Annotated in this window: 15 protein-coding genes; 8 read left to right on the top strand and 7 right to left on the bottom strand. The window is 69.1% G+C overall.

What is annotated here, in order from left to right; genetic code table 11:
* Positions 1-2 precede the first annotated feature (2 nt).
* The 3 genes from AB0N75_RS10695 to AB0N75_RS10685 form a co-directional block, all read right to left on the bottom strand.
* Positions 3-1,223 (bottom strand): MFS transporter, encoded by a 1,221-nt coding sequence (locus AB0N75_RS10695; protein WP_364649553.1) that lies wholly within the window; start codon positions 1,221-1,223, stop codon positions 3-5.
* 96 nt (positions 1,224-1,319) lie between these two features.
* Positions 1,320-2,675: an allantoinase AllB gene (allB, locus tag AB0N75_RS10690; protein WP_364649120.1), complete on the bottom strand. Its 1,356-nt coding sequence runs from the start codon at positions 2,673-2,675 to the stop codon at positions 1,320-1,322.
* Positions 2,676-2,714: 39 nt separating this feature from the next.
* Complete coding sequence (locus AB0N75_RS10685; protein WP_364649117.1) at positions 2,715-3,530, bottom strand: bifunctional allantoicase/(S)-ureidoglycine aminohydrolase; 816 nt, start codon at positions 3,528-3,530, stop codon at positions 2,715-2,717.
* 139 nt (positions 3,531-3,669) lie between these two features.
* On the opposite strand from AB0N75_RS10685, the gene AB0N75_RS10680 reads away from it, so the two are divergent.
* The 4 genes from AB0N75_RS10680 to AB0N75_RS10665 are packed head-to-tail and all read left to right on the top strand — an operon-like array spanning position 3,670 to position 7,887.
* The gene (locus tag AB0N75_RS10680) at positions 3,670-4,437 is read left to right on the top strand and encodes an amino acid ABC transporter ATP-binding protein (protein ID WP_364649114.1); all 768 of its coding nucleotides are present in this window, start codon (positions 3,670-3,672) and stop codon (positions 4,435-4,437) included.
* Positions 4,438-4,459: 22 nt separating this feature from the next.
* On the top strand, positions 4,460-5,722 hold the full coding sequence (locus AB0N75_RS10675) for an alpha-hydroxy acid oxidase (protein WP_364649111.1): 1,263 nt from the start codon (positions 4,460-4,462) through the stop codon (positions 5,720-5,722).
* A gap of 17 nt (positions 5,723-5,739) precedes the next feature.
* Complete coding sequence (locus tag AB0N75_RS10670) at positions 5,740-6,873, top strand: histidinol-phosphate transaminase (RefSeq protein WP_364649108.1); 1,134 nt, start codon at positions 5,740-5,742, stop codon at positions 6,871-6,873.
* A gap of 48 nt (positions 6,874-6,921) precedes the next feature.
* Entirely contained in the window at positions 6,922-7,887 is a 966-nt protein-coding gene (locus AB0N75_RS10665) for a PDR/VanB family oxidoreductase (protein WP_364649105.1), read from the top strand.
* A 335-nt stretch (positions 7,888-8,222) separates the two neighbouring features.
* On the opposite strand, the gene AB0N75_RS10660 is transcribed toward AB0N75_RS10665, so the two are convergent.
* A complete protein-coding gene (locus tag AB0N75_RS10660) occupies positions 8,223-9,443 on the bottom strand; it encodes an MFS transporter (RefSeq protein WP_364649102.1) in 1,221 nt (406 codons plus the stop codon).
* Positions 9,444-9,594: 151 nt separating this feature from the next.
* Between AB0N75_RS10660 and AB0N75_RS10655 the strand changes: the two genes are divergently transcribed.
* From AB0N75_RS10655 to AB0N75_RS10645, 3 genes are all read left to right on the top strand, one after another.
* A complete protein-coding gene (locus AB0N75_RS10655) occupies positions 9,595-10,692 on the top strand; it encodes an exo-alpha-sialidase (protein ID WP_364649100.1) in 1,098 nt (365 codons plus the stop codon).
* Positions 10,693-10,707: 15 nt separating this feature from the next.
* A complete protein-coding gene (locus AB0N75_RS10650; RefSeq protein ID WP_364649097.1) occupies positions 10,708-11,010 on the top strand; it encodes a MoaD/ThiS family protein in 303 nt (100 codons plus the stop codon).
* Positions 11,011-11,079: 69 nt separating this feature from the next.
* A complete protein-coding gene (locus AB0N75_RS10645; protein WP_364649095.1) occupies positions 11,080-11,295 on the top strand; it encodes a hypothetical protein in 216 nt (71 codons plus the stop codon).
* Positions 11,296-11,410: 115 nt separating this feature from the next.
* Here the strand turns inward: AB0N75_RS10645 and AB0N75_RS10640 are convergent, their stop codons facing one another.
* Positions 11,411-11,950 carry a DinB family protein gene (locus AB0N75_RS10640; protein ID WP_364649092.1) on the bottom strand — a complete coding sequence of 180 codons (540 nt, stop codon included), beginning with the start codon at positions 11,948-11,950 and terminating at the stop codon, positions 11,411-11,413.
* Positions 11,951-11,984: 34 nt separating this feature from the next.
* Between AB0N75_RS10640 and AB0N75_RS10635 the strand changes: the two genes are divergently transcribed.
* Entirely contained in the window at positions 11,985-12,569 is a 585-nt protein-coding gene (locus AB0N75_RS10635; protein WP_364649090.1) for a TIGR00730 family Rossman fold protein, read from the top strand.
* Positions 12,570-12,723: 154 nt separating this feature from the next.
* Here the strand turns inward: AB0N75_RS10635 and AB0N75_RS10630 are convergent, their stop codons facing one another.
* Both AB0N75_RS10630 and AB0N75_RS10625 read right to left on the bottom strand, forming a co-directional pair.
* Positions 12,724-13,704 carry an ABC transporter substrate-binding protein gene (locus AB0N75_RS10630; protein WP_364649087.1) on the bottom strand — a complete coding sequence of 327 codons (981 nt, stop codon included), beginning with the start codon at positions 13,702-13,704 and terminating at the stop codon, positions 12,724-12,726.
* A 214-nt stretch (positions 13,705-13,918) separates the two neighbouring features.
* Entirely contained in the window at positions 13,919-15,607 is a 1,689-nt protein-coding gene (locus tag AB0N75_RS10625) for a long-chain-fatty-acid--CoA ligase (RefSeq protein WP_364649084.1), read from the bottom strand.
* Positions 15,608-15,665: the final 58 nt, after the last annotated feature.

Below are 15,665 nucleotides of genomic sequence, written 5' to 3'. Positions count from 1 at the left end.
CCTCATTCGGTGCCGCGCCGGCGCAGGGCGAGCACCGCCGTCGTCCCCGCGATGACGGCGAGCGCCGCGGTGAAGGCCGCGACGCCGGTCCAACCGAACCGGCCGAAGAACAGGCCGCCGGCCCAGCCGAACAGACTGGAGCCCGCATAGTAGAACAGGTTGTAGAGGCTGGAGGCCTGCGCGGCTCCCACCGTGGCGAGCCGGGGCGTCCAGCCGGACGCGATCGAATGCGCGGCGAAGAAGCCCGCGGTGAAGAGCAGCAGCCCCAGCATGATCAGCGGCAGCGAATCAACCAGCGTCGCCGCCAGCCCGGCAATGCTGACCGCGATCCCGCCCAGCAGCACCGGCAGTCGGCCGGTCCGTACCGTCAGTCCGCCGGCCACCCGGGAACTCACCGTGCCGGCCAGGTAGGCCAGGAACAGCAGCGACGCGAGCGACGCGGGCAGGAAGAACGGCGGCGCTTCCAGCCGGAAGCCCAGGTAGTTGTAGACGGCCACGAAGCCGCCCATCAGCAGGAACCCCTGCGCGTACAACGCCAGCAGGGGCACCGAGCGCAGGTTGGCCAGGATCCGCTGCCCGAGCCCGGGTCCCTGCCCGCGCTGCAGCGGACGGAATCCGCGCGGGGCCGGGGCCAGTCGGACGAACAGCACCGCGGCGAGCGCGGCCGCGAGGCTGACCGCCAGCACGCCCGCGCGCCAGTCGGCCCACTCCCCCACCGGGCCGGCGATCAGGCGCCCGGCCAGGCCGCCGACGGTGGTGCCCGCGACGTAGGTGCCGGCGGCCACGGCCGCGTGCAGCCGCTGCACCTCCTCATTCAGATAGACCAGTGCGACGGCGGGGATCCTGCCCAGCGCGGCGCCCTCCAGGAAGCGCAGCGCCAGCAGGGCTGGGAAGCTCGGCGCCAGCGGCAGCAGCAGGCCCAGCGCCACGGCCGCGCTGATGGCCCAGGTCATGGTGCGCTTGCGGCCGGCACGGTCCGCCACCGCCGACCAGGGAATCACCCCGAGCGCCAGGCCGATGGTGGCGGCGGAGACGCTGAGTGCGGCATCGGCCGGGCTGACGTGGAAACTGCGGGCGATGCCGGGCAGCACGGCCTGCACGGAGTACAGCTGGGCGAAGGTGGCGAAACCGCCGAACAGCAGGGCCAGCAGCATGTTGCGGTAGCCCCGGCTGCCTTTCGGGTGGCCTGCCCAGGGTTGCTCCGCACTACTCACGGGTCCGATGCTATGCCGGAAGCCGCCGCCGGCCGGAATTGGGTGGCAGCCGCGGGCGCTGCCGGGTTCCGGCGCCGGTGATTCTCAGTCCAAGCTGCGCAGCACTCAAGCCGGGCTGCGCCGCAGCAGTTGCCCGCGGGGTACTACGTGGTCCGTGACGGGAGCGCCGTGCAGGAAGGTGCTGCGGATGACGCCCGTGAGGGTTTTGCCGTCGTAGGGGCTGACCGGGTTCTTATGCTTCAGTGCCGCCGCGTCCACCACGAAGGTTTCCGCGTCGGCAAAAACGGCAAAATCGGCGTCGGCGCCGAGCTCGATCCGGCCCTTGCGCCCCAGGCCCGCGATGGCGGCCGGCCGGGCGGACATCCAGTCCACCACCCGTTCCAGCGCGACGCCGCGCTGGCGTGCCTCGGTCCAGACCAGCGGCAGGCCCAGCTGCAGCGAAGCGACTCCACCCCAGGCGGTGCCGAAGTCGCCGTGCTCCGGGTCCTTCAGACCCAGCGGGCTGGGTGAGTGGTCGGAGACCACGCAGTCGATCGTCCCGTCGGCCAACCCTGCCCAGAGCAGGTCACGGTTGGCTCCCCCGCGGATGGGCGGACAGCATTTGAAGGCGGTGGCCCGGTCCGGGATGTCCTCGGCCGTCAGCGTCAGATAGTGCGGGCAGGTCTCGACCGTCAGCCGGATCCCCGCGGCCTTGGCCTCGGCGATCTCCGCCAGCGCGTCCGCGGAGGACAAATGCACTATGTGGACGCGTGCCCCGGTGCTGCGGGCCCGGTCGACCACCTCCGCTATCGCCGCGGTTTCCGCGCTGCCCGGCCGGGAGGCCAGAAAGGACGCATAGCTGGTCCCGGCAGGATGCGGCGCCCGGTCGATGGTCGCCGCATCCTCGGCGTGCACCAGCATGAGCGAGTCGAAGGCGGCCAGCTCGGCCACATCCTTCTCCAGCTCCGCCGGGCCCAGCGGCGGGAACTCGTCCACCCCGGAGTGGATCAGGAAGCACTTAAAGCCGAAGACCCCGGCGTCATGGAGCGGCCGCAGGTCAGTGCTGTTGCCCGGCACCGCGCCGCCCCAGAAACCGACGTCCACGAAGGCCTGCTCGACGGCGGCGGCCCGTTTCTCCTCCAGCGCGGTCACATTCACGGTGGGCGGGATGCTGTTCAGCGGCATGTCCAAGATGGTGGTCACGCCGCCGGCCGCCGCAGCGCGGGTTGCGGAGGCAAACCCTTCCCACTCGGTGCGCCCCGGCTCATTGACATGGACGTGCGTGTCCACCAGGCCCGGGATCAGCACCTCGTCGGCTCCCAGTTCAAACGTGCTGGCGGCCCTCAGCCCCGCTCCCAACGGTGCAATCGCCGCGATCGTCCCGGCTCGCACGCCGATCTCCAGCGGGCCGGTTCCGTCCGGCGTCATCACCCGCGCGCCACGGATCACAAAATCGTAGGCTCGTTCTTCGTTGTCGGCCACGCGGTTTGCTCCTGTCTCGAATCGCGGCGGTTTCCGGCACTAGAGCATGATCTGCCGGTTGACGTCCTTGTACAGCAGGTAACGGAAATTGGACGGCCCGCCGGCGTAGCAGGCCTGTGGGCAGAAGGCGCGGAGCGACAGGTAGTCGCCTTCCTGCACCTCCACCCAGTCGCCGTTCAGCCGGTACACCCCCTTGCCCTCAAGCATGTAGAGCCCGTGTTCCATCACGTGCGTTTCGGCGAAGGGGATCGAGCCACCCGGCTCGAACGTGACCACGTTGACGTGCATGTCGTAGGCCAGGTCATCCACCGGCAGCATCCGGGTGGTGCGCCATCGGTTGTCTGTATCCGGCATCGGCACCGGCTCGATGTCCTGCTCATTGCCGAAGACCGGCTCGGCGCTGTGGCCCTCCAATGGCTGGTAGGCCTTGCGGATCCAGCTGAATTGCGCGGGCGCATCGCCGTCGTTCTTCACCGCCCATGCGGCACCCGCCGGAGCGTAGGCAAATCCGCCCGGAAGCAACTGGCGACGCTCGCCCTCGATCGTCACGGACAGCTCGCCGCTGACCACGAAGATGAAACCCTGCACCGTCGGCTGCTCTTCCGGCCGCCGCGATCCCCCGCCGGGGTCCACCTCCATCAGGTACTGCGCAAACGTGCTGGCGCCGCCCGGGACCGGCCGGTTGAGGACCCAGCTGCGTGTACCGGTCCAGCCGGGCAGCGCGCTGGTGACGATGTCGCGGAGCACGCCGCGCGGAATCACCGTGTAGGCCTCGGTCACGATGGCCCGGTCGCTGAGCAGGTCGGTCTGCGGTGGCAGTCCGGCCGGATTCGCATAATAGTGCGGTGTGGTCATGGCGTTCCCTCCGGCACGGGGACTCTGGGCGGGTAAGCCAGTTCACGGAGCCGGTCCACGGGGACGTCCGCCAGCCGGAGGAACTCGGCTTCCTCCACCGCGCCGCAGCCTCCCCCGCCGTCGAACTGGAGACCCTGAAATGAATGATCCGATCGTTAGCGCCCAAGGGGTGCGTAAGTCCTTCGGCAACGTCGAGGTGCTCAAGGGCATCAGTTTGGACGTGCAGGCCGGCCAGGTTGCGTGCCTGCTCGGCCCTTCCGGGTCGGGCAAGAGCACGTTCCTGCGCTGCATCAACCATTTGGAAAAGATCGACGGCGGGCAACTGTGGGTGCACGGCGAACGGATCGGGTACCGCCGGACCGGCAACCGGCTGCGCGAAATGAAAGAACACGAGACCTCGCGCCAGCGGGCGTCCGTGGGCATGGTGTTCCAGCAGTTCAACCTGTTCCCGCACCGTACCGCGCTGGAGAACGTGATCGAGGGCCCGACTATCGTCCAGCGCCGGCCAAGGGCAGAGGCCGTCGAGGAGGGCATGGCCCTGCTGGAACGAGTGGGACTGGCGGAGAAGCGCAACCACTACCCGGGCCAGCTCTCCGGCGGCCAGCAGCAGCGTGTGGCCATCGCCCGCGCGCTGGCGCTGAAACCCTCGGTAATGCTCTTCGATGAACCGACGTCGGCACTGGATCCGGAGCTAGTAGGCGAAGTGCTGGAGGTGATGGTGCAGTTGGCGGCCTCGGGGATGACCATGATCGTGGTGACTCATGAGATGGGGTTCGCCAAGGAGGTGGGGGACGTGGTGCACTTCATGGCGGACGGATGCCTGGTCGAGAGCGGCGAGCCGCGCCAGGTTCTGGAAGACCCGCGTGAGGCCCGGACCCGGGCGTTCCTGTCCAAGGTGCTGGCATGAGCGACCTGAGAAAGGTGCTGGCATGAAGCTGACCGAGGCCCTGGGCCTGGTCTCGTTCAAGGTTCCGCAGGGCTCCAACAGCGAGCGCGCCCTCGCCCGCTGCCACACCGTCGAGGACCTGCGGCGGCTCGCCGCCCGCCGGCTGCCAGGGTCAGTGCTCGACTACATCGACGGCGGGGCCGACGCCGAGCACAGTCTGGCTGGCAACATCGAGGCCTTCGCCCGACGCCGGTTCACCCCGGTCGTGCTGGCAGACGTTAGCAGCCCGGACACCGCGGCCACGGTCCTCGGCCGGCAAGCTGCGGCACCGCTGGGCTTCGCACCGACCGGTTACACGCGGATGATCCGCCCGGACGGCGAGCGCGCTGTCGCCCGCGCGGCGGCCGGAGCGGGGCTGCCCTACGTCCTCTCCACCATGGCCACCACCGCTCTTGAGGATCTAGTCACGGATTCGGCGGTCGACCGCTGGTTTCAGCTCTACGTGTGGAAGGACCGGGCCAAGACCTTCGAATTGGTCCGCCGCGCGGCCGATGCAGGGTACCGGGTCCTGGAAGTGGCCGTGGACACCGCAGTCCCCGGCAATCGGCTTCGCGACGTGCGCAACGGGTTCACCATCCCGCCCCGGCTGACCGCCGGCAGCCTGCTGGACATCGGGGCCAAGCCCGGTTATTGGACGAAGATGCTGCGCGCCCCCGGTTTGGAATTCGCCAACCTCTCCGGTGGCCCCGCCGGTGCCGGGTACACGATCGAGAACATCGGTGCCCAGTTCGACCCCGCGGTCACCTGGGCCGATCTTGCCCAGCTGCGCGCAGCGTGGCCGGGGAAACTGCTGCTGAAGGGGCCTGTGGGACCGGCCGACGCCGTCCGGGCACGCGAGCTGGGCGTGGACGGGGTGCACTTGTCCAACCACGGCGGCCGCCAGCTGGACCGGACCGTGGCCCCGGCAGAGCTGATCGCCCCGGTCCGGGAGGCCGTCGGCGAAGACTTCGCAGTCGTGGTGGACTCCGGAATCCGGCACGGAGCCGACATCGCCATCGCCATCGCGCTGGGCGCAGACCTGGCCATGGTCGGGCGGCCTTACCTGTGGGCGCTGGCCGCCGCTGGCGAACCCGGCGTCGTCCGCCTGGCCGAGCTGCTGGTGGGCCAGTTCCGGCGCACCATGGCGCTGCTAGGCGTCGCCAGTACCGCCGAACTGCGCCGGCGCGGCCCGCAGTTGCTCGACCAAGGAGCCAGACCCGCCGTGTCCCAGGTTCCGGTGGCCGGGCCTATCCCCGCCCGGACATGACCCGAGGAAGGAACATCATGAGCGTACCCACGAGCAGCCCCCGCCACGCCCTGGCGCAGGAGGCCTCTACCGCCCCGGCTCCGCGGCCGGGAATCGCCGCGCTGCCGGGCTACTCCCGTTCCGCCGGCAAGTCGACCGTGCGCTGGATCGCCTCCTCCAACGAGTCCGCAGTACCGCCCTCGCCGGCGGTGCAGGCAGCCATCGCCGCCGCCGGAGCGGCAGCGAACCGATACCCGAGCCTGGCCGGGGACGAACTGGTCAGCGTGATCGCCGCCCGGTTGGGCTTGGGCCCCGGGCAGGTGCTGGCCGGGGCAGGCTCACTGGCCCTGCTTCAGCTGCTGCTCTCCACGTACACTGGCCCAGGCGACGAGGTCATCTACGCCTGGCGCAGCTACGAGGCGTACCCCATCCTCGCCGGGGTCGCCGGAGCGGCAGTCGTCGAGGTCCCGCTCGACGCCTCGGCCCGGCATGACCTGGACGCCATGGCCGCCGCGATTGGTCCCGCAACCCGGGCCGTGATCGTGTGCAGTCCTAACAACCCCACTGGCACCACCGTCACCGACGCCGAAATGCTGCAGTTCCTGCACCGGGTGCCGCCGCACGTGCTGGTCATCCTGGACGAGGCCTATCGTGAATTCTGCCTCCCGGAGCACGATGCCGTGACGCTGCTGGCAGGCTTCCCCAATCTGGCCGTCTTGCGCACCTTCTCCAAGGCCTACGGATTGGCCGGGCTTCGTGCCGGCTATCTGGCAGCATCCGAGGTGGTCACCACAATGCTCCGGCGCGCCGCCCTGCCGTTCCCGCTCAGCCGGGTCGCCGAGGCAGCCGCCGTCGTCGCTTGGTCGGAATCCGAGGGCACCGCCAGGACGGTTGCTGGCATAGTGGCCGAACGGGATTATCTGACCGCCCAGCTGCGCAGGCGCGGCATCCTCGTCCCCAGCAGCGGCGGAAACTTCGTATGGATCCCCGCCGGCACCCGCGCCCGCGAACTCGAGGCGGCCTGCCTACAGCGGTCCGTATCCGTTCGTGCCTTCGACGGCGACGGCGTGCGCGTCACGCTCGCCGGCCGGGCGGCTTCGACGGCAGTGCTCGCCGCCGTCGACGCGCTCCCCGGCCTAACCAGACAAACCCCGGCCCCTGGGGCGCCCTGACCCCCTGCCACCGGCACCCTCGGGGCACATTATTAAGGAGAAATCTACATGGAAACCGCACCGCACGACGGCTTCTTCGACGTCGAGGTCACCCGGATCGAGCCCGCCTCCGACTCGGTGGTGTCACTGCAGCTTCAGCACCCCTGCGGCGAGGCATTGCCTGCCTGGCAGGCGGGAGCGCACGTGGATGTGCTGCTGCCCAACGGGCTGCTGCGGCAGTACTCGCTCTGCTCCCAGCCGGACGAAGACTCTTGGCGCCTTGGGGTGCTACGCGAACCGGCGGGACGAGGAGGCTCGGCCTGGATCCATGACGAACTGCGGCCCGGCACCAAGCTGCAGGTGCGCGGCCCGCGGAACAACTTTGCCCTGCATCCGGCCGGCAGCTATTTGTTCATCGCCGGCGGCATCGGTATCACTCCGATCCTGGCCATGGTCCGGCAGGCCGAGGCCGCCGGGACGGACTGGAAGCTGGTCTACCTCGGCCGCAGCCGCCCCTCGATGGCCTTTCAGGACGAACTGGCCGCTTACGGCGAGCGTGTCCACTTCCACGCCGACGACGAGTCTGGCATCTTCCCGCTTGGACCGCTGTTGGCCGGGCTCGACGCCGCCGCTCACGTCTATGCGTGCGGACCCGGTCCGCTGCTGGGCGCCCTCCAAAGACTAACCGCAGATTGGGCGGATCCGGGCAGGTACCACTTCGAGCGCTTTGCTGCAGATCCAGCCGCCACGCCAACGGAGATGGAAGCAGACACCGAATTCGTGGTCGAGACCGCTGACGGCACTGAGGTCAGCGTCCCGGTCGGTACTACCATCCTGCAGGCCTTGATGGACATCGGCGTTCCGGTGCTGAACTCCTGCCGTGAGGGCATCTGCGGCACCTGCGAGACCCCGGTCATCTCCGGCGAGCCCGACCACCGGGACAGCCTGCTCTCGGACGAGGAGCGCGAGGCAGGGGACACCATGATGATCTGTGTCTCGCGCTGCAAGGGCAGGCGCCTGGTATTGGATATCTGAGCACGGCCGCAGACGTTAAGGCGCGCAGCGCGGGGAGTTCCCCGGCGCACGCAGGTCTCCGGCGGGTCTGCCCGCGGGTCTCCACGCGCTCGCTAGCGCTCGCTTGGTCGACCAACGTTGGGCGGCGGAGGCTGGGCGACCACCGGGGGCTGGCGCTCGCCTGGTCGACCACCGTCGCCGGCGGCCGGAATCGCTAAGCGGCGCATCGCCGAGCGAGGAACGAGCGAGGTGTCTAAGTCGCGTGTGATTCCGGGCGACGGGTCTCCACTTGGGTCTCCACACGCTCGCTAGCGCTCGCTTGGTCGACCACCGGGGTGCGGGTCGCCACGCGCTCGCTAGGGCTCGCTTGGTCGACCACCGGAGTCGCTGCGGACGGTTAGGCGGGCTGTTGCTGCTGCGCCGAGGACGGCGCAGGAGAACCAGATGGCACCGCCCGGTCCCAGCGGCGCGGCGACCAGGCCGGCGGCGAGCGGCAGGACCACCTGCCCCACCCGGTTGCCCAGCAGCCTCAGTGCCAGCGCGGCTCCGCGGGATTCCGGCCGGACCGCGTGGCTGATCAGCGTCATGGTCAGCGGTTGGCCCAGGCCCAGCAGGAAGCCGCCCACGAACAGCGCCACAGCGGCCGGCCAGAACGGCTCCAGCACAAACGGCGTGACCGCGATGGTGAGGCCGGATCCCAGCAGGCTGGCCACCAGCAGCTGGATCCGGCTCCAGCGGTGCACCAGCCAGGGCAGCAGTATCCGCGAGATGATCGACGCGCAGGCGCGGACGGCCAGCAGCACGCCCACCCAGAACGGCGCCACCCCCAGTTCCTCACCGACCAGCGGCAGGAACGCCACCAGAATGTCGATCACGGACAGCAGCGCCAGCGAGGCCAGCATGTTCCACGCCACCCCGGGCCGCCGCAGAATCTGCAGCACCGGTTCCTTCACCGCCGCCGGCCGGACGGCAGCGGCGCCCGCACCGCCGTCGTTGTTCTTGCGGCGGAACCGCCGCCGCGCCACCCCCGGGTGTGCGCCGATCAGCATCATCGGCGCCCCGGCCAGGGCAATGCCGGCGGCCAGCAGCAGGGCCATGTTGATGGCGCCCAGCCAGTCCGGCCCCACGCCCTCCGTGCCGGTGCCCAGCAGCACGCCGGCCAGCAACGGGCCGAGCAGCTGGCCCAGCGAAAAGGCGGCAGTGAACCAGCCAAAGCCGCTGTCCATCTGGTTCAGTGCGGCGTAGCGTCCGATCGCTGACTGGCCGGCGATGGTGAAGACCAAATGCCCCATGCCGAGCAGTGCCATCGAGAGGCCGATCAGCAGGAAGTCCTCCGCGAGCGCCAGCCCCACGGCGGCCAGCGACAGCATGACCGAGCCGAGCACCACCATGCCCTTGAGCGAGGCGACCCGGTCGCTCACCCGCCCCAGCCACAACGCGGCCACCACCGGCAGCACCGCGTAAATAGCGGTCACCACACCGATCACCGCCGCGTCGCCGCCAAGGGCCAGCAGCTTGTAGGACACCACCGGCCGGGCCAGGTTCAGCGACGTCTGGGTCAGCACGGCGGCTGCCATGAGGACCCAGAGCCATAAGCGGGACCCCGGCTGGTTTGGCGGCTGCGTGCTCAATGTCCTCTTTCTGTGGCATGCGTCGGCCTCCCCATTCTGCCTCGTCTGTCCCCATTCATCGTAAAAACCGTTGCGCCGGCGGTAGCGCGGTGGTCGAATGGGTGGCATGGCGACTGGGGAAACGGTTTTGGCAATCGGGACGAAGAAGGGCCTGTGGCTGGCCACCAGCCGGGACCGGACCAACTGGTCCCTGTCCGGGCCGCACTTTTTGATGAACGAAATCCCCAGCATCGGGATCGACCAGCGCAACGGGTCCACCCGGCTGCTGGTGGGGGCGCGCTCGGAACACTGGGGACCCACCGTCTTCCACTCGGACGATTTGGGCGAGACCTGGACCGAGCCGGAGAACGGCGCCATCCGCTTTAACGACGGCGACGGCGCCGCGCTGGAGCGGGTCTGGCAAATCCAACCGGACGCGGCGGACCGTCCGGGCGTGGTCTGGGCGGGCTGCGAACCGATCTCGGTCTGGAAGTCCACCGACGGCGGCGAACACTTCGAACTCAACCGCGCGCTCTGGAACCACCCGGACAAGGACCAGTGGGGCGCCGGCTACGGCGGGGCGGCCGCCCATTCGATCCTGCCGAGCCCGGACGATCCGGACACCGTGCACGTGGCCATGAGCACCGGCGGGGTCTACCGCAGCAACGACGGCGGCGACAGCTGGCAGGCCCGCAACCACGGCATCAGCGCCTACTTCATGCCCGATCCGAACCCCGAGGTGGGCCAGTGCGTCCACAAGATCGCCCGGGACGCGGTGGAACCGTCCACGCTCTTTGCGCAGAACCACCACGGCGTCTACCGGTCGGATGATTCCGGCGACAACTGGGAATCCATCGCCGACGGACTGCCCAGCGACTTCGGCTTCGTCATGCTCACGCATCCGCGGAGGACGCGGACCGCCTGGGTGGTCCCGATCAAGGCCGACGGCGAGCGGATCCCGCCGGACGGGCACCTCGCGGTGCATCGGACCGACGACGGCGGTGCCACCTGGGCGCGGTTCGGCACCGGACTGCCGGACCTGGACTACAACGTGGTGCTCCGTGATGCGGCCGCGGTGGACACCGGCGACCCGGCTGGGGTCTACTTCGGCACCCGCGGCGGTTCGGTGTACGCCAGCGCCGACGAGGGCGAAGTCTTCGTGCAAGTTGCCTCGGGCTTGCCGGACGTCCTCTGCGTCCGGGCCGCCAGTCTGTAAGAGGAGGGACTCGCAATGGTGGGTGTTGCAGAGAAGGCGGTCACCGTCGTCGTGCCCAGCCTGCTGGCCAAGGTAACCGGCGAGCAGCGCGAGCTCAGCGTGCCCGCGTCCGCTCCGCGATCCGTGGCGGAGATTCTGGACGCCCTGGCCGGCGACTACCCGGTGTTCAACCGGCGCGTGCGCAATGAAACCGGGGCCATCCGCCGCTACGTCAACTTCTATCTGGACGGCGAAGACATCCGCACGCTGCAGGGGCCGGCCACGCTGGTTGCCCCGGGACAGGAACTGCTTATCATCCAGTCGGTCGCGGGAGGCTAGGCCGGCGCACCACCGGCGGATGCACCGCATCCCCCACGTTCAACCGCAGCAGAAACCAGGAGGGCCGCAATGACCAGCACCGGCAACCACGACGCAGAGATCCCGGACGCGGACGAGGCCGACCGCGCCTGGCAGGACCGCCCGGTAGATGAGGATGCCTCGGAGCAGCCGCCTTCGACGGTGCCTCCGGTCGGCTGGGAGGCGAACGAGGCGGACCTGCAGGAGCAACTGGAGTCGATCAGCGAAGACGAGGACGAAGAGTACCCCCGCGAAGAGCCCGAATAGGATCGACTCCGGCGGCGGCCCTGGCCTCCGCTGGCTGTTGACGCCTGCTGTTGGTGGCGGCTGCAGTCCACCGGTCGTTGGCCGCGCGTCATTGTCAGCCAACGGTTGATGCCGGCTACTCCCCGACCAGCCCGTCCACTGCCTCGCGCAGCAGGTCGGCGTGCCCGTTATGCCGGCAATACTCCTCGATCATGTGAACCAGGATCCAGCGCAGGTTCGGAACGCTGCCCGTCCGGCCTGCCTTGACGGCCATACCGTCCAAGCCGCCGGCTGCCACTGCTTCAGCGGTCAGGACGCGGGAACGCGCCACGCTCTCGCTCCACAGTTTCCGCAGCTGTTCCGGGGTGTCTCCGGCCGCCGAGTCCCAGTCCCAGTCCGGCTCCGCCATCCAGTCCACGCTGTCCCACGGCGGCTGTGGCTCCTGTCCGTGCAGCCTGTGGGAGAACCAGTAGTCCTCCACGAACGCCAGATGCTTGAGCATGCCGCCGAGCGTCATCCGCGACGGCGGCAGCTTGGCGGCCAATCCGTCCGCGCCCAGACCCGCGCATTTCCACTCCAAGGTGGCGCGGTGGAACTCCAGGAATCCCAGCAGCGTGTCCAGTTCGTTGGCGGCCAGCGGCGGTTCCGGGCGGCCTTGCTCGTCGACGTCGGTCATAATCCGAGAGTCTAGCGGCTGGGATAATGGCAGCATGCGACTTGCAGTCTTCACCGGTTCGGCCAGCGGAACACACGCCCTTTACGCGCGGGAGACGGCGGCCTTTGCCGCCGAACTGGCGTCCCGCGGCATCGGCATTGTGTACGGCGGCGGGCAGGTGGGCCTGATGGGCACCGTGGCGGACAGCGCCGTGGCCGCCGGCGGCGAGGTGGTGGGCGTGATCCCGTCCTCGCTGGACCGGACCGAGGTGGGGCACACCGGCCTGAGCACCCTGCACGTGGTGGACTCCATGCACGAACGCAAGCAGATGATGGCCGACCTGGCCGACGGCTTTGTAGCCCTGCCGGGCGGGGTGGGCACACTTGAGGAAATCTTCGAGGCCTGGACCTGGCTGCAGCTGGGCATCCACGAGAAGCCGGTGGCCTTTCTGAACATCAACGGTTTTTGGGACCCCCTGCTGGCGGCGATCGACTCCCTGGTCGGCGCAGGCTTCCTGAAGCAGGCCTACCGCGATGCCGTCATCGTGGCCGGCTCCGCCGCGGAACTGCTGGAGGCCATTGACGGCTGGACCCCGCCGGCCCGCAAGTGGCAGGACCCCGGCGAGCGCAGCCGGATCTGACCGCCCGGCGCTGCTGACCGCCCGGCGCTGACAACCGCGCAACGCCGACCGGCGGACAGAACGCAGACAGCGCCCCTCCCCTGCGGGAGAGACGCTGTCCGGCGCATCGGACGGACGGGGGACCCCGCCGTCGTACTGCTTTAAGGCGTGCTGCTTACGGGAAGAACTTGTCCAGCTCCGCAGCCTTGGTCAGCGTGCCGTACTTCAGGGCTGCGTCGGCGAGCTTCTGCGCCGCCTCCATGTTGAAGTCCTTGCGGAAGGCCGGCAGTGCCATCTCCGCGCGGGCGGCTTCGTCGATCTTGGTGTAGGTGCCCACGATGTCGCGGACTTCGTCCGGGTTCTCCTGCGCGTATTCCAGCGAGCGGTTCATCGCAGCCTGGAACTTCTTGACCAGTTCCGGATCGTTGGCCACGGTGTCGCCGGTGGCGAAGTAGCCGGAGATGTCCAGCTTCTTGTCGAAGTCGGCGAAGTTGTAGGAGACCACGCGGCCGCCGTCGTCCACGGCCTGGGACAGGAACGGATCCAGGATCCAGGCCGCGTCAACCTGGCCGTTGGCCAGTGCTGCCGGCGCGTCCGGGAAGCCGACCTCCACGAACTTCACGCTATCCGGGTCGCCGCCGTCAGCTTCGATCACGCTGCGGATGGTGGTGTCACCGATGTTGGACAGGGTGTTGACCGAGACGGTCTTGCCGGCCAGGTCCTTGGGCGACTTAATGTCCGAATCACCCTTGACCACCACGCCGCCGAAGTCGTGCGAGGTATCGCCCGAGGTGGAGTTGCCGTTGGCCACCAGCTGGATGTCCAGGCCCTTGTCATTGGCGACCATGACCGAGACCAGGTTGCCGAAGGCGAAGTCGAAGCCACCGCTGACCACGGCCGGGATGGCGGCAGCGCCACCGGCAACGTTCTGGATGTCCAGATCCAGGCCCTCTTCCTCGAAGAAGCCCTTCGAGTCGCCGAGCCAGAGCGGTGCGGTGTCAACGATCGGGATCACGCCGACGGTCACCGGGGTGAGTCCGCCCGAGGCTGCGGGCTCGTTGCCTCCGGCCTCGCCGCCGCTGGGTGAGCCGGAGCCGCAGGCCGCCAGGCCCAGCACGGAGACACCGGCCAGCAGCGTCAGGAATGTTCGCTTCATGTCACTTCCTCAAATCGAAAAACTGGGTGGCAGCGCCCACAGTCTCCCCCAACGGAAGCGCGGTTCAGCACGCGGCCACAGCGCTCTACTATGTCACGGCTCACAAGCCATCCCTGCAGCGGTGCCGAAATGTGACGCGTCACGCACTTGGCCGGCTGATGGCCGAGCGGCCGTTCGGCGCCGGCGCCGACACCGCGCAGCAGAACAAGAGGCACTACCGGGCGGCGAGCTGCTCCTTGACCTGCTTGCGCAGCACCTTCCCGAGCATGGACTTGGGCAGTTCCGGCACGGCAACAATCCGCCGCGGCACCTTGTACGCCGCCAGCCGGCCGCGGCAATAGTCCCGCATCTCGCCCTCGCCCAGCGTGAGGCCGCCCTCCCGGAGCACGACGGCGGCCGTCACCTCTTCGCCTCCCTCGGGCCGCGGGATGCCCACCACCGCCGCATCCACCACGTCCGGATGGGACCGCAGCGCGTCCTCGACCTCCGACGGCGAGACGTTGAAGCCGCCGGTGATGATCAGTTCCTTCACCCGGTCCACAATCCGGGCGTTGTGCTGCTCGTCCACGGTGACAATATCGCCGGTGCGCACCCAGCCGCCGTCCAGCAGCGCGGCGGCGGTTTCCTCCGGCTTGCCCCAGTAGCCCTGGAACACCTGCGGCCCGCGGATCAGCAGTTCGCCAGGCTGCCCGGGCTCCACGTCCTGGGCCGGGCTGTCCGGGTCAACCACCCGCATCTCGGTGCTGGGGAAGGGCACGCCGATGGTCCCGTTCCGGCGGGTGGGTGCGAACGGGTTGCCCATGGCCACCGGGGATGTTTCGGTCATCCCGTAGCCCTCCACCAGCAGGCCTCCGGCGGTGTCCTCCCACAGGTCCACGGTGGCCTGCGGCAGGTTCATGGCTCCGGAGATGGCGAACCGCACCGACTCCAGGGACACCCCGCGCTTCCGCGCCTCGTTGGCGGTCCGCTCATAGATGGGCGGCACCGCGCAGTAGATGGTGGGCGGGGTCTTCTTGGCCGCGGAGAGCACCAGGTCCACGTCGAATTTGGGGAAGAGAACAACCCGCGAGCCGGTAAGGACGCCGAAGGTCAGATACAGGGTCATGCCGAAGGCGTGGAACATCGGCAGCACCGCGTACATGACCTCCTTGCCCTCGGCCACGCCGTGCATCCACGCGCGGCCCTGTTCCGCATTGGCCCGCAGATTCCGGTGGGTCAGCATCGCGCCCTTGGGATGGCCGGTGGTGCCGGAGGTGTACTGGATGGCCGCCAGATCGCTGACTTCGGGGCGGGGGAAGTCCTTCTTCAGCGGCTTGGACTTCAGCAGCTTCTCCCAGGAAACGGTGTTCTTCACCGGGGCGGTCAACGCCTTGCGGGATTTGATGGCGGCCGGGACCGGCAGCCTAAGCGCCAGCCGCTTGGCGCGCGGCATGGCGCGGGTCAGATCCACCGAGACGATCGTCTTGACGGCAAGGTCGGCGGGAAACGCCTGGACCTTAGCCACCACGTTGCTCCAGACCACGGCCACCGTGGCGCCATGGTCCTCAAACTGGTGCCGGAGCTCGCGCTCGGTGTACAGCGGATTGTGTTCGACGACGACGGCGCCCAGCCGCAGCACCGCATAGAAGGCCACCACATGCTGCGGGCAGTTGGGCAGGATCAGGGCCACGCGGCTGCCCGGGCCCACGCCCAGCCTGCGCAGGCCTTCGGCGGCCCGGTCCACCTGGCGGCCCAGCTCCCGGTAGCTGGTGGACGCCCCGAAGAAGTCCAGGGCCTGATTCTTGCCGAACCTGCGGACCGAGCTATCCAGCATGTGTGAGAGCGACTCGGTTGGCATCTCAATCTCGGCGGGCACGCCGGACTGGTAGTTCTGCAGCCAGGGGCGGTTCTCAGTGGTGGGCATACAGCGGCCGGTCCTCTCACTCGGTTTGATGCCAGTCTATGGCTCCCGGCCGCGTTGG

This window comes from Arthrobacter sp. NPDC089319, assembly GCF_040684925.1.
In the GTDB taxonomy this organism is placed as follows: domain Bacteria; phylum Actinomycetota; class Actinomycetes; order Actinomycetales; family Micrococcaceae; genus Crystallibacter.
The sequence above is the reverse complement of the archived record's forward strand: the minus strand, read 5'-3'. Positions and strand labels throughout refer to the sequence as shown.